The 20,232-nt window shown below is 61.7% G+C and carries 20 protein-coding genes and 1 pseudogene; 3 read left to right on the forward strand and 18 right to left on the reverse strand.

Features of this window, described 5'->3' with window-relative positions; genetic code table 11:
- The 3 genes from WCA85_RS29240 to ndk form a co-directional block, all read right to left on the reverse strand.
- Nucleotides 1-645, reverse strand: a 645-nt coding sequence (locus WCA85_RS29240; protein WP_424068375.1) for a helix-turn-helix domain-containing protein, incomplete at its 3' end; no start/stop codon positions are given.
- A gap of 215 nt (nt 646-860) precedes the next feature.
- Nucleotides 861-2,012, reverse strand: coding sequence for a 23S rRNA (adenine(2503)-C(2))-methyltransferase RlmN (rlmN, locus tag WCA85_RS29245; RefSeq protein WP_424068356.1), 1,152 nt, complete (start codon nt 2,010-2,012; stop codon nt 861-863).
- Nucleotides 2,013-2,123: 111 nt separating this feature from the next.
- Complete coding sequence (gene ndk, locus WCA85_RS29250; protein WP_424068357.1) at nt 2,124-2,549, reverse strand: nucleoside-diphosphate kinase; 426 nt, start codon at nt 2,547-2,549, stop codon at nt 2,124-2,126.
- 269 nt (nt 2,550-2,818) lie between these two features.
- On the opposite strand from ndk, the gene WCA85_RS29255 reads away from it, so the two are divergent.
- Nucleotides 2,819-3,517 (forward strand): Bax inhibitor-1/YccA family protein, encoded by a 699-nt coding sequence (locus WCA85_RS29255; protein WP_424068358.1) that lies wholly within the window; start codon nt 2,819-2,821, stop codon nt 3,515-3,517.
- Nucleotides 3,518-3,709: 192 nt separating this feature from the next.
- Here the strand turns inward: WCA85_RS29255 and WCA85_RS29260 are convergent, their stop codons facing one another.
- From WCA85_RS29260 to WCA85_RS29305, 10 genes are all read right to left on the reverse strand, one after another.
- Nucleotides 3,710-4,483 (reverse strand): MBL fold metallo-hydrolase, encoded by a 774-nt coding sequence (locus WCA85_RS29260; RefSeq protein ID WP_424068359.1) that lies wholly within the window; start codon nt 4,481-4,483, stop codon nt 3,710-3,712.
- Between the two features lie 8 nt (nt 4,484-4,491).
- Entirely contained in the window at nt 4,492-5,628 is a 1,137-nt protein-coding gene (gene bamC, locus WCA85_RS29265; protein WP_424068360.1) for an outer membrane protein assembly factor BamC, read from the reverse strand.
- 111 nt (nt 5,629-5,739) lie between these two features.
- Nucleotides 5,740-6,648, reverse strand: a complete 909-nt coding sequence (gene dapA / locus WCA85_RS29270; protein WP_424068361.1) for a 4-hydroxy-tetrahydrodipicolinate synthase — start codon at nt 6,646-6,648, stop codon at nt 5,740-5,742.
- A gap of 42 nt (nt 6,649-6,690) precedes the next feature.
- Nucleotides 6,691-7,308 (reverse strand): class I SAM-dependent methyltransferase, encoded by a 618-nt coding sequence (locus WCA85_RS29275; RefSeq protein WP_424068362.1) that lies wholly within the window; start codon nt 7,306-7,308, stop codon nt 6,691-6,693.
- A gap of 115 nt (nt 7,309-7,423) precedes the next feature.
- Nucleotides 7,424-8,626, reverse strand: coding sequence for a tryptophan--tRNA ligase (locus tag WCA85_RS29280; RefSeq protein ID WP_424068363.1), 1,203 nt, complete (start codon nt 8,624-8,626; stop codon nt 7,424-7,426).
- Between the two features lie 4 nt (nt 8,627-8,630).
- A complete protein-coding gene (locus WCA85_RS29285; protein WP_424068364.1) occupies nt 8,631-9,296 on the reverse strand; it encodes a site-2 protease family protein in 666 nt (221 codons plus the stop codon).
- A gap of 128 nt (nt 9,297-9,424) precedes the next feature.
- Nucleotides 9,425-10,060 (reverse strand): L-threonylcarbamoyladenylate synthase, encoded by a 636-nt coding sequence (locus tag WCA85_RS29290; protein ID WP_424068365.1) that lies wholly within the window; start codon nt 10,058-10,060, stop codon nt 9,425-9,427.
- A 112-nt stretch (nt 10,061-10,172) separates the two neighbouring features.
- Complete coding sequence (locus tag WCA85_RS29295; RefSeq protein WP_424068366.1) at nt 10,173-11,003, reverse strand: 3',5'-nucleoside bisphosphate phosphatase; 831 nt, start codon at nt 11,001-11,003, stop codon at nt 10,173-10,175.
- 120 nt (nt 11,004-11,123) lie between these two features.
- On the reverse strand, nt 11,124-12,008 hold the full coding sequence (locus tag WCA85_RS29300; RefSeq protein ID WP_424068367.1) for an alpha/beta fold hydrolase: 885 nt from the start codon (nt 12,006-12,008) through the stop codon (nt 11,124-11,126).
- A 95-nt stretch (nt 12,009-12,103) separates the two neighbouring features.
- Nucleotides 12,104-12,958, reverse strand: a complete 855-nt coding sequence (locus WCA85_RS29305; RefSeq protein ID WP_424068368.1) for a ferritin-like domain-containing protein — start codon at nt 12,956-12,958, stop codon at nt 12,104-12,106.
- A 372-nt stretch (nt 12,959-13,330) separates the two neighbouring features.
- On the opposite strand from WCA85_RS29305, the gene WCA85_RS29310 reads away from it, so the two are divergent.
- Nucleotides 13,331-13,855, forward strand: a complete 525-nt coding sequence (locus WCA85_RS29310) for a gamma carbonic anhydrase family protein (RefSeq protein WP_424068369.1) — start codon at nt 13,331-13,333, stop codon at nt 13,853-13,855.
- A 64-nt stretch (nt 13,856-13,919) separates the two neighbouring features.
- Nucleotides 13,920-14,870: an Hsp33 family molecular chaperone HslO gene (hslO, locus tag WCA85_RS29315; RefSeq protein ID WP_424068370.1), complete on the forward strand. Its 951-nt coding sequence runs from the start codon at nt 13,920-13,922 to the stop codon at nt 14,868-14,870.
- A 254-nt stretch (nt 14,871-15,124) separates the two neighbouring features.
- Here the strand turns inward: hslO and ftsB are convergent, their stop codons facing one another.
- The 5 genes and pseudogenes from ftsB to WCA85_RS29340 form a co-directional block, all read right to left on the reverse strand.
- Nucleotides 15,125-15,571 carry a cell division protein FtsB gene (gene ftsB / locus WCA85_RS29320; RefSeq protein WP_424068371.1) on the reverse strand — a complete coding sequence of 149 codons (447 nt, stop codon included), beginning with the start codon at nt 15,569-15,571 and terminating at the stop codon, nt 15,125-15,127.
- Between the two features lie 110 nt (nt 15,572-15,681).
- Complete coding sequence (eno, locus tag WCA85_RS29325; RefSeq protein WP_424068372.1) at nt 15,682-16,965, reverse strand: phosphopyruvate hydratase; 1,284 nt, start codon at nt 16,963-16,965, stop codon at nt 15,682-15,684.
- Nucleotides 16,966-17,121: 156 nt separating this feature from the next.
- Nucleotides 17,122-17,976 (reverse strand): 3-deoxy-8-phosphooctulonate synthase, encoded by an 855-nt coding sequence (kdsA, locus tag WCA85_RS29330; RefSeq protein WP_424068373.1) that lies wholly within the window; start codon nt 17,974-17,976, stop codon nt 17,122-17,124.
- A complete protein-coding gene (locus tag WCA85_RS29335) occupies nt 17,973-19,640 on the reverse strand; it encodes a CTP synthase (RefSeq protein WP_424068374.1) in 1,668 nt (555 codons plus the stop codon). Before WCA85_RS29335 ends, kdsA begins: the two co-directional genes overlap by 4 nt.
- Nucleotides 19,641-19,812: 172 nt before the next feature.
- Nucleotides 19,813-20,232 (reverse strand): annotated as a pseudogene (locus WCA85_RS29340) (alpha/beta hydrolase); the annotation flags it as partial.

Genomic DNA, 20,232 nt, shown 5'->3' on the forward strand with positions numbered 1-20,232 from the left:
CGCGAGCGCTTGCGCCGTTGCGTCCGAACTAGCCGTTTCCCCTTGCGCCACCGCGCCCGAAGCACCGTTTGAACCTGCAGCGGCCTGGTTAGCGGTCGCGCGCAAGCGCGCTAGCCACGCTGACGAATCGCCGCCGTTGGTGTGCCACATTGCCAGCGCGATCACCGCGACGATCAGCGCCGCAATGCCCCACATCCATGAGCGATGTTTCTGGCCGCCGTCACCCAGCGACAACGATACACGCCCGCGCGGCAGATCTCTGCCTGACGAAGCGGGCATCGACAGGTTCGGCGCCGGCACGCCTTTTTCGCGGCGCAAAGCCTGCGTAAACGGCGCCGGATCGGCTCCCAGCATCTTCGCGTAACTGCGCACCACGCCAAGCGCAAACGTTGTGTCAGGCAGGTGACTTATGTCGCCCGCCTCGAGCGCGCGCAGCTTCGCCGACGAAACTTTCAGACGCGCCGACACATCGTCGATTGACCAGTTCTTCGATTCGCGCAGTTGCGCGAGCCGCGCGCCCACCGCCGTCAGCGAGTCCAACCCCGTCTCTCCGGCAGGCTGCACAGCAGCCCGCGCGCCTGTCGGCGCCGGATGGCTTGCGTCGGTCCCTGTGTCCTGCGGGTGCGGGTGCTGCGGCTCACTCATCCCAAATCCTTTCGCGTCGATTCTTTTCATTCGTGCGATCCCACCAGGCAACATGCCTCGAGTCAGGTTCGCAGACCGTTTATAACAAAATGTGCGGCCTCGTGTGCCGCTTCCGATCGCTTCTTTAAACTTTCTTTTCAACACCCCGGCGCGCGGCGAGTTTTTCGCCCTTTCGCACCGGTCCTGCCAACAACCGCGGCTCCCCGCAGCCGCGCTCAGATCGCCCGGACTTCGATCACCTCGGCCAACTTGCCCGTACGCTCAGCAAGACGCGTACGATCCTTGACGGCGCCAGCCAACTGGCCGCACGCCGCGTCGATGTCGTCGCCGCGTGTCTTGCGCACGGTGGTGACAACGCCAGCATCCATCAGCACTTGAGCGAACCGCTTGATCTGCTCATTCTTCGAACGGAGCAGACCCGATTCCGGGAACGGATTAAACGGAATCAGGTTGAATTTGCACGGCACGTCGCGCGTCACCGCGAGCAGCTCGCGCGCTTGCGCCTCGCTGTCGTTGACGCCATCCAGCATGCAGTATTCAAACGTAATGAAATCGCGCGGCGCGACTTTCAGGTAACGCTCGCACGCCGCCATCAGTTCACGCAGCGGGTATTTCTTGTTGAGCGGCACCAGCATGTCGCGCAGCGGATCGGTAGGCGCATGGAGGGAAACCGCGAGCGCCACCGGCAGATCTGCGCCAAGCCGGTCCATCATCGGCACGACGCCCGAGGTGGACAGCGTGACGCGCCGGCGCGACAGGCCGTACGCGTTGTCGTCGAGCATCAGCCGCATGGCCGGCACGACGGCGTCGTAGTTGAGGAGCGGCTCGCCCATGCCCATCATCACGACATTCGTGACAACCCGCTCGCCCTTGCCTTCGCCTCCCACGGCACGACCGCCCGCCGCGCCCAGCGAGGCGCGCAACGCGAATTCGGCCATGCGCAACTGGCCAATGATTTCGGCGGTGGTGAGATTGCGTGAGAAACCTTGTTTGCCGGTTGAACAGAAACGGCAGTTGACCGCGCACCCCGCCTGCGACGACACGCACAGCGTGCCCCGCGTTTCTTCGGGGATGAAAACGGTTTCGACTGCGTTGCTGTTACCGACGTCGATCAGCCACTTGCGTGTGCCGTCGGTAGAGATATGGTCGCTGACGATGCCGGGCATCGCGATGGTTGCCCGACCCTTGAGCTTTTCGCGCAAAGACTTCGCCAGATCGGTCATGCCGTCGAAGTCGGCAGCGTTGTACTGGTGAATCCAGCGCTGCAATTGTTTGGCGCGAAACGGCTTCTCGCCCAGGCTGCCGCAGTAAGCGACCAGCCCCTGGGCGTCGAGATCGAGAAGGTTGACGGTTGGACTGCTCGTCATATCGAATCCTGCCATTTCAGTGCGAGACTTTCATTCATGCAACAAGCTGCATGAACGTATGTGCCGTTCGCGCCCGTTCCTGCTGCTTTACCTTACTACTTTGCCGAGCGATCAGCGCGAGTAAACGTTGACTTCCGGGAAGAAGAACGCGATCTCGACCTTGGCCGTTTCCTGAGCATCCGAGCCGTGCACTGCGTTGGCGTCGATGCTGTCAGCGAAGTCGGCGCGAATCGTGCCCTTTTCGGCCTTCTTCGGATCCGTTGCGCCCATCAGGTCGCGATGCTTCAGGATGGCGTTTTCGCCTTCCAGCGCCTGCACGACAACCGGGCCGGAAATCATGAAATCGACGAGGTCCTTGAAGAACGGACGTGCAGCGTGCACAGCGTAGAACTTCTCTGCATCACCGCGCGACAGATGAACCATGCGCGATGCAATGATCTTCAGACCAGCGTTTTCGAAACGGCTGTAGATCTGCCCGATCACGTTCTTGGCCACTGCGTCCGGCTTGATAATCGACAGGGTGCGTTCGATCGCCATAAAAACTCCAGAAAATTAAGAGGTTACAGATTCAAATGAATCCGCTATTGTAGCATGTTCCGATGTATGATTGCGATTGAACCCTTACAGCATTGAAAGACTCTAAGCAAGAGTCTGTAGTTACCTTCAGAACCAGTCGCGGGGCATTGAAACTCCTTGCCCTGGCGCTAATCTTAGGGATGTACAGAACTACCGGTTGGCGGCGAAAATCGCCACTGGAAAAGCTGCATAACCACGGCGAGACACTACGCCTGACGCAAGGAGAAACCATGAACGATCATCCCTATAGTTTTGGCCGCAATGGCGCTGTCGGCACGGCTGAAACACGTAACCGCGTGCTGCGCAACACGTACTGGCTGCTGGCGCTGTCAATGGTGCCAACGGTGCTCGGCGCGTGGGTGGGCGTTGCCACCGGCTTCTCGCTGTTCGCCGCCACCAGCCCGGCCATGAGCATGCTGGCGTTTTTCGCGATCGCCTTCGGCTTCATGTTCGCCATCCAGCGCACCAAAGACAGTTCGGTCGGCGTGTTCGTGCTGCTCGGCTTCACGTTCTTCATGGGGCTGATGCTCTCGCGCATGCTGAGCTTCATCCTCGGTTTTTCGAACGGTCCGTCGCTCATCATGCTGGCCTTTGGTGGCACGGGTGTGATCTTCGCCGCCATGGCAACCATCGCCACGGTGAGCAAGCGTGACTTTTCTGGTCTCGGCAAGTGGCTGTTCGTTGGCGTGATTGTCCTGCTGCTGGCCATGGTCGCGAATATGTTTCTGCACCTGCCGGCGCTGATGCTGACTGTGTCGGTCCTCGCTATCGTGATCTTCTCCGCGTACATGCTGTTCGATGTGCAACGCGTCGTGAACGGCGGCGAAACGAACTACATCACGGCTACGCTCGCGATTTACCTCGACCTGTACAACGTGTTCGTGAATCTGCTGGCGCTCCTCGGCATCTTCGGCGGCAACCGCAACTAAGTGGAGCCAACTGGTCGGCGCGGGCCGGCTGATTGAAACAGACGCCGCCCGCTGAAATACTTGCCGTAATAAACCGTAACCAGGTTTAGACCGACATCAAGCAAAAAACAAAACGCCCATGACAGTCAAATGTCATGGGCGTTTTGTTTTTTGCACACCGGCCGCGATGTCGTCGCGGGCTGGAATCGGGGATCAAAGACTCAACCAGCCGAACCCATCGTCCTGCGTTGCCACCACCACTTCCGTGGCAGCCACGCCCAGCACGCCGGCCATCGCAGCCTGTGCCAGTTCGGGCCGGTTATTCTGCTTGCTCAAATGTGCCGCAACGAGATGGCGCAAGCGCGAGCGATCGAGTGATGCAAGGATCTCTGCCGCCGCATCGTTGTTCAGATGCCCGTGGTTACCGCCAATCCGTGCTTTCAGCGACTGCGGGTAGCGGCTCGCCGCCAGCATCTGGACATCGTGGTTGCATTCGAGGACGAGCCCATCGCAGCCACTCAGCACGGCGCTGATATGCGACGTCGACGTACCCACATCGGTCAGCACGCCCAATCGCTGCGCGCCGTCGGACAGCACATATTGCAAGGGCTCGCGTGCGTCGTGCGGTACGGTATAAGGCAAAACGCTCACATCGCCGATTGCCACGGCTTCGTCGCCCCAGAGCACATGCAGGTCGACATCAGCCTCATCCGCACCTACCGCTCGCGCGGTGCCCCAGCTCATGTACAGAGGAACAGACCACTTTCGCGCCAGCGTCAGTGCGCTGCCGATGTGGTCGGTGTGCTCGTGGGTGATCAGAATGGCGTCGAGACCCTCGACGCCCGCGCCGAGGCGCAGCAAACGGCGCTCGACTTCCTTCGCCGAGAAGCCACAGTCAAGCAAAACGCGCGTGGTAGTCGCGCCGCTTTGCACTTCCACGAGCAAAGCGTTGCCTTCGCTGCCGCTTCCCAGACTGGCGAACCGCACGGCTCGCCTTAGTTCAGCTGCGCGTGCAGCAGCGACACGATATTCTGTGCGTCCGAGGAGGTATCGATCTGGCCATTAGCATCGATCACTGCCACCTGGGTCGCCGTGTCGCCATTCGAAGTGACGCGCACGAGGAACTCCTGGCCCGGCTTCTTGGAATTGCCGCTGTAGAAAAGCTTGCCAAACAGGCCTTCCTTTTTTAGCTCCTGCGCGGAATCCGCATAGCGCACGTAGTAGATGCCCTTTTGGCGATCGCGGTTATCCACGGCGAAGTTCGTGCGGTCAAGCGCCAGGCCCACACGCAGCCAGGCGCGGTCGAACGACTCCTGCAGGTCCAGCGTTTCCGCGCCAGCCGCCATAGCGACCGTTACCGGTGCGGTGGCCGGACGTGCGTCGGTCAGCAGTTGCTTGGATTGCGCGTCCGTCAGACCGAACTTTTCCATCAGCTTGGCGAGGAACAGCGCTTCGAGCGCCGGGTCGCGCGGACGTTCCACCCATTTCGACGAAACCTTGTCCTGGCCCGTCAACATTTCTTCCATCGCGCTGTGCGTGATCGAAATGTCGGTGGCGTCGGTCGGCCCACGCGAAACCAAGGTGCGGAAGCTGTCACGCGTACCGGACGAATAGGCGAAATCCACGACTTTGCCGATCGTGCGGCGGAACCAGTCGTCCGGAATGTTGGCGCGGTTCTCGGCCCAGTCGGTCGTCATGATGCCGGTGGTCGGCGCATCGGTCTTCAGCACAAAGCCGTTGTCTTGCCAGAACTCCTGCAACTGGGGCCACAACTGCTCGGGCGTACGGCCGTCGACGACCAGCCAACGGTGATCGCCGTCGCGTTCAATGTGCATGCCCAGCGGATCTTGTGCGTTGGGCACGCCTTCCGTGGAATTGCCGGCGGCCGTCACGGCCCGCGTAGGCGCGCCGCCCAAGGCCAGATTGGCAGGCGGTGCGACGTATTTTTGCTGGGTCTGCTGAGCCTGCAGATCGCTCGGAACATTGAGCGGCGGCGCAGTCCCCGCGCCCTTGTAATTGACGCGGTCGGAGGCAAACCAGTCGTTCAGCGTGTCACAGCCGGCGAGCGTTACCAGGGCAAGCGCCAGCGCCGCCATGCGGGTTGCGTGGAGGGAAAGTGCGGAACGTTTCATGAGGTCCTTCGTGAAGCTGGAACGCGGTGCCTGGTTCTATGCCGGGAACGTGGGCGATATCGACGTCGGTTAAGGAAATGCCGGTGACGGGCTGCGCAGTGCTGAAACGACTCAGCCCAGCAAGCCCGCTTCGCGCAGCGCCGCACGCACCACTTCGTGGTAGCGCGCATCGAGCGGGGTGAGCGGCAGGCGGATCCCGCCCTGCACGCGCCCCAATTGCTGCAGCGCCCACTTCGCCGGAATCGGATTCGATTCGATGAAGAGGTTCTTGTGCAGCGACAGGAGTTTCATGTGAATCTCGCGCGCGGTTTTTGCGTCGGCCGCCAGCGCGGCCTTGCACAACTCGCTCATTGCGCGCGGCGCAACGTTGGCCGTCACGGAAATATTGCCGTGGCCGCCCAACAGCATCAGCGCGATCGCGGTCGGATCGTCGCCGCTGTAAATGCCGAAATGCGCAGGTGCCGATTTGATCAGGTTCGCGGCACGGTCAATATTGCCCGTCGCTTCCTTCACGCCAATGATGCCCGGCACCTGGGCGCAGCGCAGGATCGTCTCGTTCGACATATCCGCAACCGTGCGGCCCGGCACGTTATACAGGATCACCGGCAGATCGACGGTCTCGGCGATCTTGGTGAAATGGCGATAGATGCCTTCCTGAGTCGGCTTGTTGTAATACGGCACGACTTGCAGCGTGGCATCCGCGCCGACCTGCCTGGCCTGCTGCGTCAACTCGATCGCCTCGGTGGTGGAATTGCCACCCGACCCGGCGATCACCGGAATGCGGCCCGCCGTGTGCTCGACTGCGGTCTTGACCATCAGCACATGCTCTTCGACCGACAGAGTTGCCGATTCACCGCTCGTGCCGACGACGACGAGCGCGTTCGTGCCCTCTTCGATATGCCAGTCGATCAGCTTGCGAAACGCCGGCAGATCGAGGCTGCCATCTTCAAGCATCGGGGTAATGATGGCGGGAATGCTGCCGCGAATCTGGGGGCCGTTGACCTGAGTGCTGTTAGTCATGAAACGCCATGAATTTAATCAGTAAACCGCGATTGTAGCGGATTAGCCTGTCAGTCCGTAACAACCTGGGGGAGCAGTTTGCCTCTCGCCATATTGCTGAGCGGCGGCAGGGTCCGCCTCAAGTACCGCGCAGATCCGCTGGACGTAGGCCGGACGAGGCTGCGCGAGGAAACCATCCTGGAATGCTACTACGCGCAGATGCGGCCGCACCGCGTCGAGCAGTTCGCCTGGCCGCAGCAGAAAGGCTGGGTTAGAAGGCTTACCGACCGTTTCATTGCCCTGCGCGAAGGTCTCGTATATGAGCACACCACCGGGCGCGAGCGAGCGCAGCAGAGACCCGAACAACGGCCGATGCAGGTAGTTCGTCACCACTACCGCGGCGAATTTCGCGTCGTCCGGCAGCGGCCAGGGTGCGCCTTCCAGATCGGCGAGCATCGTCGTAATGGGCACTTCATCGCGCATCGTGGCGAGCGCTGCTGTATCCCGGTCGAGCGCCGTCACAGGATGACCACGTGCCGCAAACCAGCGGGCGTGCCGCCCCGCCCCCGAAGCGACATCGAGCACGGCACCGCCCGGCGCAACCAGATGCGCCCAGTCGCACACCCAGCGCGACGGCTCACCGAGTGTTGTGTGGGAACCGGCGCCTAAGGATTCGCTCATGGCTGGGCGGCAAATGGGTTAAACGTCGTTCGATTCGTGCGTCCGCGTGTACAGGCCGCGCCGCCCAGATCGGTCGCCACAGTCGAGGGGCAGCCAGTCTGTTCGACCCGTCGCGTCAGTTGTACGAGAGGCCCATCGCTTCACGCACGTCGCGCATCGTTTCGACGGCGAACTTGCGAGCCTTGTCACAACCGTCGGCGACGATCGCGCGCAGCAGCGACGGATCGTCCATGTATTTCTGCGCCCGTTCGAGCATGGGCTGCTGCTCGCGCAGGATGCCTTCGATCACCGGCTGCTTGCAGTCGAGGCAACCAATACCTGCCGTGCGGCAACCCTTCTGCACCCACTCGTGAGTGGTTTCGTCCGTATAGACCTGGTGAAGCTGCCATACCGGGCACTTGTCCGGGTCGCCCGGATCAGTGCGTCGCACGCGCGCCGGGTCGGTCGGCATGGTGCGGACTTTCTTGGTGATCGTCTCCGCGTCTTCGCGCAGGCCGATTGTGTTGCCGTACGACTTCGACATCTTCTGGCCGTCGAGCCCCGGCATGCGTGACGCTTCCGTCAGCATCGCCTGCGGTTCTACGAGGATGATCTTGCGCGAGCCTTCCAGGTAACCGAAGAGTCGCTCGCGGTCGTTCATCGACAGACTTTGCGACTCTTGCAGCATCGCACGCGCCTGTTCGAGCGCCTCGTCGTCGCCTTCCTGCTGATAGGCGTTGCGCAGTTCGTGGTAGAGCTTCGAGCGCTTGCCGCCGAGCTTCTTGGCCGCTTCGTTGGCCTTCTCTTCGAAGCCAGGCTCGCGTCCGTACAGATAGTTGAAACGGCGCGCGATCTCGCGCGTCATCTCGACGTGCGGCACCTGATCTTCGCCGACCGGCACGAGTGATCCGCGATACAGCAGAATGTCGGCCGCCATCAGCACCGGATAGCCGAGGAAGCCGTAGGTGGACAGGTCCTTGTCCTTCAGCTTCTCCATCTGCTCCTTGTAGGTCGGCACGCGTTCGAGCCAACCCAGCGGCGTGCTCATGCCGAGCAGCAGCGCCAGTTCGGCGTGCTCCGGTACCTTGCTTTGAATAAAGAGCGTGGCCTGCGCCGGATCGATGCCCGATGCGAGCCAGTCGATCAGCACTTCCCAGACGTTCTTTTCGATCACTTCGGGCGTTTCGTAGTGCGTCGTGAGCGCGTGCCAGTCGACCACACAAAAGAAACATGGGTATTCGGACTGCAGCCGGACCCAGTTTTTCAGCACACCGTGATAGTGGCCGAGGTGCAGGGAGCCGGTAGGCCGCATGCCAGAGAAGATACGGTCAGGGAACATGGTTTTATTGAAATAGCGAAACGAGTGGGGTCAGGATAGCGGTGACAGCGTCGTAACCAAGATTGACGAGCGGGCTCAGCCAGTAGCGAGTCAGAATGCCGGTCATCACCAGCGCCATCACGATGAAGAAACCATACGGCTCAAGGCGCGACAGCGTAATCGCCTGACGCGGCGGCAGCAGCGCCATCAGCACGCGGCCGCCATCGAGCGGCGGCAGCGGGAACAGGTTGATCACGCCAAGCACCAGGTTGACGCCAACGCCGGCCGCAGCCATGCGGTTAAAAAACGGCTCGTCGACGCTCATTACCGCCAGCGCGACGCCAACTACGCCCCACAGCAACGCCTGCACGAAATTGCACATGGGACCGGCCAGCGCCACCCACAAGCTGCCCCAGCGCGGATTGCGCAGATTGCCGAAGGCAACCGGCACGGGCTTCGCGTAGCCGAACATGAACGCGCCGCTGGTGGCGAAATAGAGCAAAAGCGGGATGGCGATCGTGCCGAGCGGATCGATATGCCGCATCGGATTGAACGACACGCGGCCAAGCACGTAGGCGGTATTGTCCCCCAAGAGACGCGCTACGTAGCCGTGCGCGGCTTCGTGCAGCGTGATGGCGAAGATCACCGGTAATGCGTAGACCGCAATGGTCTGTATCAGGGAGGAGTCCATAGCCTGCTATTGTAACAACGCGATTGCACGCGTCTGTCCGCTTTCACTCATGCGGGCTTTTATGTGGGTGCGCAAGTGGCCGTTTGAATGGGTACGTGTGTCGGCGACGTCAGTTCGATAGCGTAGCCTCATGCCGGCAGTTCGAGACCGAAAGGCGCGAGGCTGCCGCGCCCTGCCCGCACCAGCACAGGTTCCGGGCCGGTCAGATCGACGATCGTCGACGGTTCACACGGGCACGCGCCGCCGTCGATCACGAGATCAACTTGTTTCTCCAGCCGCTCGCGAATTTCTTCCGCGTCGTTCAGCGGCTGGGTCTCGCCTGGCATGATCAGGGTGGTGCCAAGCAGTGGCTGGCCGAGTTCTTCGAGTATAGCGAGCGTGATCGCGTGATCCGGCACCCGCAGCCCGATCGTCTTGCGCGACGGATGCGACAGGCGCCGCGGCACTTCCTTGGTGGCCTGCAGCACGAATACATACGGGCCGGGCGTTACCGACTTGATGAGGCGGTATTGACGGTTGTCGACCTGCGCGAAGTTGGAGAGTTCAGACAGGTCCCGCACCAGCAACGACAGCAATTGCCGCTCGTCCAGACCACGAATGCGGCGCAGCCGCTCCACGGCGTCCTTGTCGTCCAGGTGACAGGTGAGCGCGTAGCTCGAGTCGGTCGGCAACGCGACCACGCCGCCGTCGTTGATGATCTGCGCGGCCTGCTTGATCAGGCGCGGCTGCGGATTATCCGGATGGAGCCGAAAGAATTGGGACATGGTGATTAGAGGGAAATCAGCTCGTCCACACGCGCAGCAAAGATCCACAGACTACGCGCGGAGTCCCCGCGAAACCTCGGCGATACGCGCCCTCCCGACGCGCCGGACGCCCTCACAGCCAGCGTTCCCAGACAGGCTTCAGATCGGACGGCAACGGCGGCAACGTGCCGAGATCGACGCGTCCCTCGCCCGCCGCGTGGAAATCGGAGCCGCGCGAGGCTTCGAAACCGAAGCGGCGCGCCACATCCGCGTACTCCCGGTACTGGTCCGGCGTATGACTGCCGGTCACCACTTCAATGGCTTTGCCGCCCAGCTCGATGAATTCGCCGAACAACGCGTCGAATTCGACCGGCGTGTAGTCGTAGCGCCCCGGATGGGCGACCACGGCTTCGCCGCCCGCGATCTGGATCCAGCGTACAGCGTCCGACAGCTTGGACCAGCGATGCGCAATGTAGCCAGGCTTGCCGTCGCCAAGAAAGCGCGTGAAAACGTCCTGGGTTGAGCTCGCATAGCCATGCTCGACCATGAACCGGGCGAAGTGGGTGCGCGAGATCATGTCGGGATTGGACACGTACTTCAACGCGCCCTCATAGGCATTTGGAATACCGAGCGTGCCAAGCAGCTCGCCGATCGCTTCCGCGCGCGCGGCGCGGCCGTTGCGGGTACGCTCGAGGCCGTCAATTAGCGCCTGACAGGTTGGATCGATGTTCAGGCCAACGATATGCACCGTTCGCGAAGCCCACGTCACCGAAATCTCGACGCCCGCGAGGTAGCGCATGCCAAGTTGCTCGGCGGCTTCACGGGCCTCGTGCTGGCCACCCACCTCGTCGTGGTCAGTCAGCGCCCAAAGCGTCACGCCGCCAGCGTGCGCGCGGCGCGCGACGTCGGCTGGCGCAAGCTGGCCGTCGGAAACGGTTGAATGGCAATGCAGATCGGCGTTCATGTGGGTCTTAAGAAGGTTCTGCAATCATTTTACTGCAACGCAGTAATTGAACGCAGGCGATTCGTTAGTGCCCATGCGTCGGCGGATTACTGCGCCATCACCCAAGGCTACGCGCAAGGTCTACGCGCAGAATGCCTCGATCAACGCAGCCACCTGTTCAGGCTGGTCGTGATGCACCATATGACCGGCATCCTCGATGATCTTCTCGCGCCAATCAGGAAAGGCGCTAAACCGTGCCTTGAACTCGTCGAGTGGAATGTCTCCGGCAATGTGCGCGAGCGTCGGCGACGCGGCCGCTTCGACGTGCAGCACCTTCGCACGCACGTTGGTCCATACAGCCATGACTTCGTCGAGACGGTACAGCAGCGGGCCGCGCAGCTTATGGGCAGGATCGGCCAGCAGCATGAAGCCTCCATTGCCGTCCGGCTTCGACCAATGCTCCGCAAGAAAGCGTGCACGTCCCGAGGCGAGACGCGGATTGGTTTTGGTGAGCCGTGCCGCGACCTCGTCCAACGAGCCGTAATGCCTGAGTTGTGGCGGTGCGCGCAGCTCGTCGAGCCAACTGCGCAGACGGTGTGGCGACTGCGCAGCCTTCGAAGGCGCGAGGCCAAATCCCTCCAGGTCGACGACGCGCCGCACGCGCTCGGGGCGCACGCCCGCGTACAGGCAGACCACATTTGCGCCCATGCTGTGTCCAATCAGATTGACTTCACCCGACGGTGCGTAGTGGTCGAGCAGCGCATCAAGATCGGACAGATATTCCTGGAACCAATAAATGCTGCCGCCCCGCTCCGCCACCGGCCAACCCGAGAGCCCGAAACCGCGCGCGTCCGGCGCGATGACCTGCCAGTCGCCACCCAGCGCGTCCACTACGAACTGAAACGACGCCGCGACGTCCATCCAGCCGTGCAGCATGAAAAGCGCCGGAGCGCCCGGGTTACCCCAGCGGCGCACATGCAAAGGTACGCCGCGGACAGTGATGAAGTCGGACTCTGACGTGTTCATGGGAAAGGCGTACCCAAAAAAGAATGGTCGTTCGATTATAACGAGATAGAACCGAAGACGCTCGGGCTGCCTCGCGCGCCGCGTGGAGATGAGGCTCAGTTCGCGGCCGGCGCGCTGGCGTCAAGTCCAGCGAGGGCGGCGAGTTCGGCCTCGTCGAAACCGGCATCCCGGCGCGCCTCAAAATTGAACGGACCGCGTAATTTCGGTGCGTGATACTGGTCGGCAAGACGGGTGTAGGTGGTGTGCGGGTCGAGGGCGCCTTCTTCACACAGGTGGCGAAACCAGCGGTTGCCGATCAGCACGTGCCCAATCTCGTCGCGCAGGATCACGTCGAGTATCGCTGCCGATGCATGATCGCCCGCCTGTTGCAGCCTGGCGCGGATGGGCGGCGACGCGTCGAGGCCGCGCGCTTCCAGCGTGCGCGGCACGAGTGCCATGCGCGCCAGCACGTCGCCACGCGTGCGCTCGCACATATCCCAGAGGCCGTCATGCGCGGGAAAATCGCCGTACGCGTGGCCGAATTCCGCAAGCCGGGCGATCAGCAGCGAAAAATGATGCGCCTCCTCTGCGGCGACCTTGAGCCAGTCGGTGTAGAAGACAACGGGCATGTTCGCAAAGCGCCAAACGGCGTCGAGGGCGAGATTGATTGCGTTGAATTCGATATGCGCGAGTGCGTGAAGCAGCACCGCACGGCCCTCGGGTGACTGCATGCTGCGTCGTCCGAGCTTGCGCGGCTCGACCAGTTCCGGGCGGACCGGGCGCCCCGGCAAGCCGGGTGGCTCGTCGAGCGCGGTGGCGGGAAGACAGGCGGCGCGGCCGTCAAGCACAGCCTCATACAGTGCGCGGACGGCAGCCGCCTTGGTCAACGGATCTCGCTGACACAGCGCCGCGAGCGCCTCGCTACGGGCGCAGATTGCGGCGGGGGCCGTAAAGGGAGCAGCTGAATTCATGGAAGATGCACGAAAGAAGCGGAAAGTCGACGGAAAGGCTCGTGGTGTCGGCGTTATTAGCGCAACGCGACCTGCTGCGCTATCCCTGGCGAGGGGCACAGTGGGGTCATGGCGGAGCCACCGTGGCCACTCCACACAACCGTTTACAATACGCGATTCGACCATGTGGCGCGTCGTCTGCGCTACCGCGCCCTTAACCCGGGCTCGGGCGACCGATCAACAGCAACCATTTTGCATGGGACCGGAGGAAGGCATACGAACAGAGCAAATGCCGTACATGAGGCCAGACTCAAGCGCTAAAGCGCGAAGCCTGGTCGACCGCTTAGGCACCCGCTCCGCTCGACACGCCCACGCTGGTCAACAGGAGACACTGTGGCAATCTACAAGCTTGGCGATGCAGCCCCGACTATCCATGAAAGCGTGTTCGTCGCGGATACGGCGACCATCATCGGTAAAGTGACGCTCGAGGAAAATTCGAGCGTCTGGTTTGGCGCGGCACTTCGCGGTGACAACGAGCCGATTACCCTCGGCGTGGGCAGCAATATCCAGGAAAACGCCGTACTGCACACCGATCCTGGCTTTCCCCTGACGATTGAAGCCAATGTGACCATCGGCCACCAGGTCATGTTGCATGGCTGCACCATCAAGGAAGGCTCGCTGATCGGAATTCAGGCGGTGGTCTTGAATGGAGCGGTTATCGGCCGCAACTGTCTGGTCGGAGCGGGCGCCATCGTGACCGAGGGCAAGGTGTTTCCCGACAATTGCCTGATTCTGGGTGCACCGGCCAAAGTCGTCCGCGAACTGACGGAAGCCGACATGGCCCGCATACGCCAAAGCGCGGAAAGTTACGCGCAGCGCCGAGCCTATTTCAAGGCGCAGCTCGTGCGCATCGGCTAGAACTGCCGTTGCGCGCGCTGTGCCGGCGCAGCAATCTGCTGCGCCATTCGACCGAGGAAAAGTTGTGAACGACCAGCTGCAAAAATTCATGTTCAGCGCGGCGCCTGTGCGCGGCGAAATCGTTTCGCTGCGCAACACGTGGCAGGAAGTGCTGACCCGCCGCGACTACCCAGCGCCGGTGCGCACGATACTCGGCGAAATGATGGCCGCGTGCGCGCTGCTCTCGGCGAACCTGAAGTTCGACGGCACGCTCGTCATGCAGATTTTCGGCGACGGCCCGGTCAAGATGCTGGTCGTGCAGTGCAGCTCCGACCTGTCAATGCGTGCCACCGCCAAGTTCTCGGGCGAAGCGGACAGCACGATCGTCGAAGGCACGCCGCTCATCGATCTCGTGAATGCAAGCGGCCACGGCCGCTGCGTGATCACGCTCGACCCGCGCGTCAAGCAGCCAGGCCAGCAGCCGTATCAAAGTATCGTGCCGCTGTCCGGTGTGGACGGCCCGCTCAAGTCGATGGCCGAAGTGCTCGAGCATTACATGCATCACTCGGAGCAGCTCGACACGCGCCTGTGGCTGGCGGCCAATACCGAGCGCGCGGTTGGGATGCTGCTGCAAAAGCTGCCCGGCGACGGCGGTATCGTCCCGCATCCGGGCGCACTGGACGCCGACACCTGGGAACGCGTGTGCGTGCTGGGTGGCACGTTGTCGCAAGACGAACTGCTGAAGGAAGAACCGGAGACCTTGTTCCGACGTCTTTTCTGGCAAGAAAATGTGCAGCACTTCGAACCCACTACAGCGCGTTTCGAATGCACCTGCTCACGTGAAAAAGTGGGCGCAATGCTGAAAATGCTAGGCCGTGAGGAAGTGGACAGCGTGGTAGAAGAGCGCGGCCATGTGGAGATTCACTGCGAATTTTGCAACCAGCGCTACGAGTTCGATCCAGTCGATGTCGCGCAACTTTTTGTCGCCAGCGAACTCTCGCAGGGCGTGTCGCCTGCTGCTGCTCAGCGGCACTAAGAGACGTGGTATGCGCCGCTTGGCCGGGAGGGTCGAGGCGGCGCAGTTTCGCTGCTCGTCGGCGGCGTGTCATCGCCATTTTGTTTAGGCGTCCGACCGATGGAGGACCGCAGCATGAACCGGACCTCTCGCACTTCCCGAGACGCAGCCAATAAAAAAGCGCGGTTTTCACCGCGCTTTTTTGCTTCTGGGTTCTGCGTTCCGCATCAGCCGAACGCTAAACGGCACCGCTCCTCAAGAAGAATCCGTCGGACTCAATGCGCAGGCTTCTTGTCTTTCGCAACCGTGTCCTTAGAACTCTTGCCACCATGCTTACGATCCGGCTTCGCACGCGATTCAGGGTTCGGCACGACCCGCACCGGCGCAGCCGACACCTCACCGCGTGTCGACGTATCCCCCGACGCGTTATTCGTCGCTGGTAACGGTGCATTCGGCGACACGAACTGCACGAACACCTCGCCGTCCTTCACCATACCCATCTCATAGCGCGCGCGCTCTTCAACCGCGGCCGTGCCGGTTTGCAAGTCCTGCACCTCCCCGCCGATACGCTCGTTACGCAGCTTCTCGTCGTTGTTTTTCTGGAGCTGTTGCCCCAGTTCATTTTGCAACTCGTGGACGCGCAGCCAGCCGCCGTGCCCCCACCAGAGCGGGTACTGAATCAACACCAGCAGTACGATCAGGACAGCAGTGACAAGCCGCATGAGGTAAGCACAATAAATACGCGCCGCCCTGCGCTATACGCAGGGCGGCGTGCTGAATCAGAAACGAAGGGAAGCCCGCTCATCGGTCAAATGAGCGGTCAAAACGACGCTCAACGCAGATTATAGAACGCCGACTTGCCCGGGTAGCTTGCGATGTCGCCCAGATCTTCTTCAATCCGCAGAAGCTGATTGTATTTGGAGACACGGTCGCTGCGCGACAGCGAGCCCGTCTTGATCTGACCCGCATTCAGGCCAACCGCGATATCCGCGATGGTCGAATCTTCCGTTTCGCCCGAGCGGTGCGAGATCACTGCTGTGTAACCCGCGCGCTTGGCCATTTCGATCGCGGCAAAGGTTTCCGTTAGCGTACCGATCTGGTTGATCTTGATCAGGATCGAGTTGGCGATGCCCTTCTCGATGCCTTCCTTCAGGATGCGCGTGTTGGTAACGAACAGGTCGTCGCCCACCAGCTGGATCTTTTTGCCAAGCTTGTCGGTGAGGATCTTCCAGCCGGCCCAGTCGCTTTCGTGCATGCCGTCTTCGATCGACACGATCGGGAACTTGTCGGCCAGCGCGGCGAGGTAGTCGGTAAATTCCGCCGACGACAGTTGCAGGCCTTCGCCCGCCAACTGGTACTTGCCGTCGTGGTAGAACTCGCTCGCTGCGCAGTCGAGCGCCAGCAGCACGTCTTCACCAGCGCGATAGCCGGCTTTCTCGATGGCTTGCAGGATCGTGGACAGGCACTCGTCGTTGCTGCCGAAGTTCGGCGCGAAGCCGCCTTCGTCGCCCACTGCCGTGCTCATGCCGCGGTCGCTCAGGATCTTCTTCAGCGCGTGGAACACTTCAGCGCCGCAGCGCAGTGCTTCGCGGAAGGTCGGCTGGCTGACCGGCACGATCATGAATTCCTGGATGTCCAGGCTGTTGTTGGCGTGCGCGCCACCGTTGACGATGTTCATCATCGGCACCGGCAGTTGCATCGCGCCCGAGCCGCCGAAGTAACGGTACAGCGGCAAGCCGGCTTCTTCAGCAGCAGCCTTGGCGACGGCCATCGACACAGCCAGCATGGCGTTGGCGCCGAGGCGCGACTTGTTGTCGGTGCCGTCGAGTTCCAGCAAGGTCTTGTCGAGGAAAGCCTGCTCGGAAGCGTCGAGGCCCATGATCGCTTCGGAGATTTCCGTGTTGATGTGCTCGACCGCTTTCAATACGCCCTTACCGCCGTAGCGGCCGGTTTCACCGTCGCGCAGTTCGATCGCTTCGCGCGAACCCGTCGATGCACCCGACGGCACCGCAGCGCGGCCCATCGTGCCCGATTCGAGCAGGACGTCGCATTCGACGGTGGGGTTGCCTCGCGAATCGAGAATCTCTCGACCGATGATATCTACGATAGCACTCATGGTTTCCTCAAGAAATGACGTTGGATTCTTACGGTGAAACAGCGTCTGGCGTGCGAAGCTGCGCTTCTAACCAGACACTCTCGACGACCATTGGGTTCAAATCGGAATCAGACGCGCTGCGCCGGCAATCAGGTCGGCACAGCACACGAAACAGCATCAGTTGAAGTCGCTTTCGAGGAACGGCGCGCGCTTCACGGCCTGATCGAGCGTCAGCAACGTCTCGAGCAGTTCGGCCATGCGATGCAGCGGCACGGCGTTAGGACCATCCGATTTGGCTTCTGCCGGATTCGGATGGGTCTCCATGAAGAGTCCCGCCACGCCCGTTGCGACTGCGGCACGCGCGAGGACCGGCACGAATTCGCGCTGGCCGCCCGAGGTCGTGCCCTGACCACCCGGCAACTGCACCGAATGGGTTGCATCGAACACGACCGGCGCGCCGGTCTCCCGCATGATCGCAAGCGATCGCATGTCCGACACGAGATTGTTATAACCGAACGACACACCCCGCTCGCACGCCATGAAGCGGTCTTCCGACAGACCGGCTTCACGCGCCGCTTCCCGCGCCTTGTCGATCACGTTCTTCATGTCGTGCGGCGCGAGAAACTGGCCCTTCTTGATGTTGACCGGTTTGCCTGAACGCGCGCAAGCATGAATGAAGTCAGTTTGACGGCACAGGAAAGCCGGCGTCTGCAGCACGTCGACCACTGACGCAACCTGCTCGATCTCGGATTCGCTGTGCACGTCGGTCAGCACCGGCACGCCCAACTGGCGCTTCACTTCTGACAGGATGCGCAGGCCTTCGTCCATGCCCAGACCGCGAAACGACTTGCCGCTACTGCGATTGGCCTTGTCGTACGACGATTTGTAGATGAACGGGACGTTCAGCTTCGCGCAGATTTCCTTGAGCCGGCCGGCCGTGTCGATCGTCATCTGTTCAGATTCGACGACGCAGGTGCCTGCGATCAGGAAAAACGGCTTGTTCAGTCCGATTTCGAAATCGCCCAGTTTCATGCTTTCTCCTCGACGCTCGACACCTGAAGCTGGTGCGCCAGCGCCGCTTCGACAAACGACTTGAACAGCGGATGTCCGTCACGCGGTGTGGACGTGAATTCCGGGTGGAACTGCACGCCGACAAACCACGGGTGCATGTCACGCGGCAATTCCATCATTTCCGGCAGATCTTCGCTCGGGGTACGGGCGCTGATGATAAGGCCACCGGCTTCGAGTTGGGGCACGAAGCGGTTATTGACTTCATAACGGTGACGGTGACGCTCGTTCACATCCTTCCCATAGATCTCTTCGGCCATCGTGCCGGGCTTGATCGGGCAACGTTGCGAACCAAGACGCATAGTGCCGCCGAGATCCGACTCTTCGCTGCGCGTTTCGACACGGCCGTCACGGTCGTACCACTCGGTGATCAAGGCGACCACGCGGTTCGGCGTGTTCTGATCGAACTCGGTGCTGTTGGCGTCTTTCAGACCCACCACGTCGCGCGCGAATTCGATCACGGCCAGCTGCATGCCGAGGCAGATGCCCAGGTACGGCACCTTGTTTTCGCGCGCATAACGGATCGCGGCGATCTTGCCCTCGGTACCGCGCCGGCCGAAGCCGCCTGGCACCAGCACGGCGTCCAGATGCTTGAGACTTTCGACGCCTTCGGTCTCGACCTCTTCCGAATCGATGTATTCGATATTGACCTTGGTCGACGTATAAATCGACGCATGGCGCAGCGCTTCGATCAGCGACTTGTACGACTCGGTCAGATCGACGTACTTGCCGACCATGCCGATCGTAACTTCGTGCTTCGGATGTTCGAGCTTGTCGACCATTTCCGACCAGATGGACAGATCAGCGGGCTTCGGCGTGAGCTTGAGCTCTTCGCAGACGATCGCGTCCATGCCCTGGTCGTGCAGCATTTGCGGAATCTTGTAGATGCTGTCCGCGTCCCACACCGAGATCACGGCGTCTTCCGGCACGTTCGAGAACATCGAGATCTTCGCGCGCTCGTCGTCCGGAATGCGACGGTCGGCGCGGCACAGCAGCACGTGGGGCGAGATACCGATCTCGCGCAGCTTCTGCACGCTGTGCTGGGTAGGCTTGGTTTTCAGTTCGCCAGCCGTGGCGACCCAAGGCACCAGCGTCAGATGCACGAAGCACGCGCTGTTGCGGCCAAGGCGCAGGCTCATCTGACGGGCGGCTTCGAGGAACGGCAGCGATTCGATGTCACCCACCGTGCCGCCCACTTCGACGATTGCCACGTCCGGCTCGCCACACGTCGCAGACGCTGCGCCGCGTTCGACGAAAGCCTGGATTTCGTTCGTGATGTGCGGGATCACCTGCACGGTCTTGCCCAGATAATCGCCTCGACGTTCCTTGCGGATCACCGATTCGTAGATCTGGCCCGTGGTGAAGTTGTTGGCCTTGCGCATCTTCGTGCTGATGAAGCGCTCATAGTGGCCAAGGTCGAGGTCAGTCTCTGCCCCATCTTCCGTCACGAACACTTCGCCGTGTTGAAACGGGCTCATCGTGCCGGGGTCGACGTTGATGTAGGGATCGAGTTTGAGGAGGGTGACTTTCAGACCGCGCGATTCGAGGATCGCGGCGAGGGAAGCGGCGGCAATACCCTTGCCGAGGGAAGAAACTACGCCGCCGGTGACGAAAACATATTTGGTCATCGCTGGATGCTCGCGGGAAAAACGGATTATACCGTAAAGAAGGGCCTCAACCCAGCGAAATGCACGGCGTCCATGCCGATCCTGCACCGTTTTTTGTGCCGCCTGGCGGAGTCTTGCGCCCTATAGTGCTGCGGGATCACTCGCCTGCTCTCGCCTGCCCTCCCGCGCGATGTCAGGCGCTGCGTTCCAACTCACGCAACATCCGCTGCACGGCACGGGCGGTTTCCAGCGGTTTCTCCATTGGATACAGATGACTGCCCTCGATCCACTCGAGATGGCGGCCCGTGGCGCGTCGCGTCGCTTCGAGCCCGACCTGGCGAATTTCCTTCGAATGCGTGCCGGCGATAAACCCGACCGGTACTGGCGCACCGCGCACAAGGCGCGAGCCTAACGTATGCGGCAAGGTTTTATAGATCTTGTATTCGGTGCGGCGGTCGAACGCGAGCGAGCGGGCGCCGTCGGGCGCGCTCTGCGGAATGCCGAAGTCGATATAGTCGGACAGCATCCGTGCGTCCCAGCGGGCGAACGCGGGCTTCGAATAAAAGTGCCGCCAGGCTTCGTCGCGGCTCGCCCACTGCGTGCGGCGCGAGCG

The organism is Paraburkholderia sp., assembly GCF_049581445.1.
Lineage (GTDB): Bacteria > Pseudomonadota > Gammaproteobacteria > Burkholderiales > Burkholderiaceae > Paraburkholderia.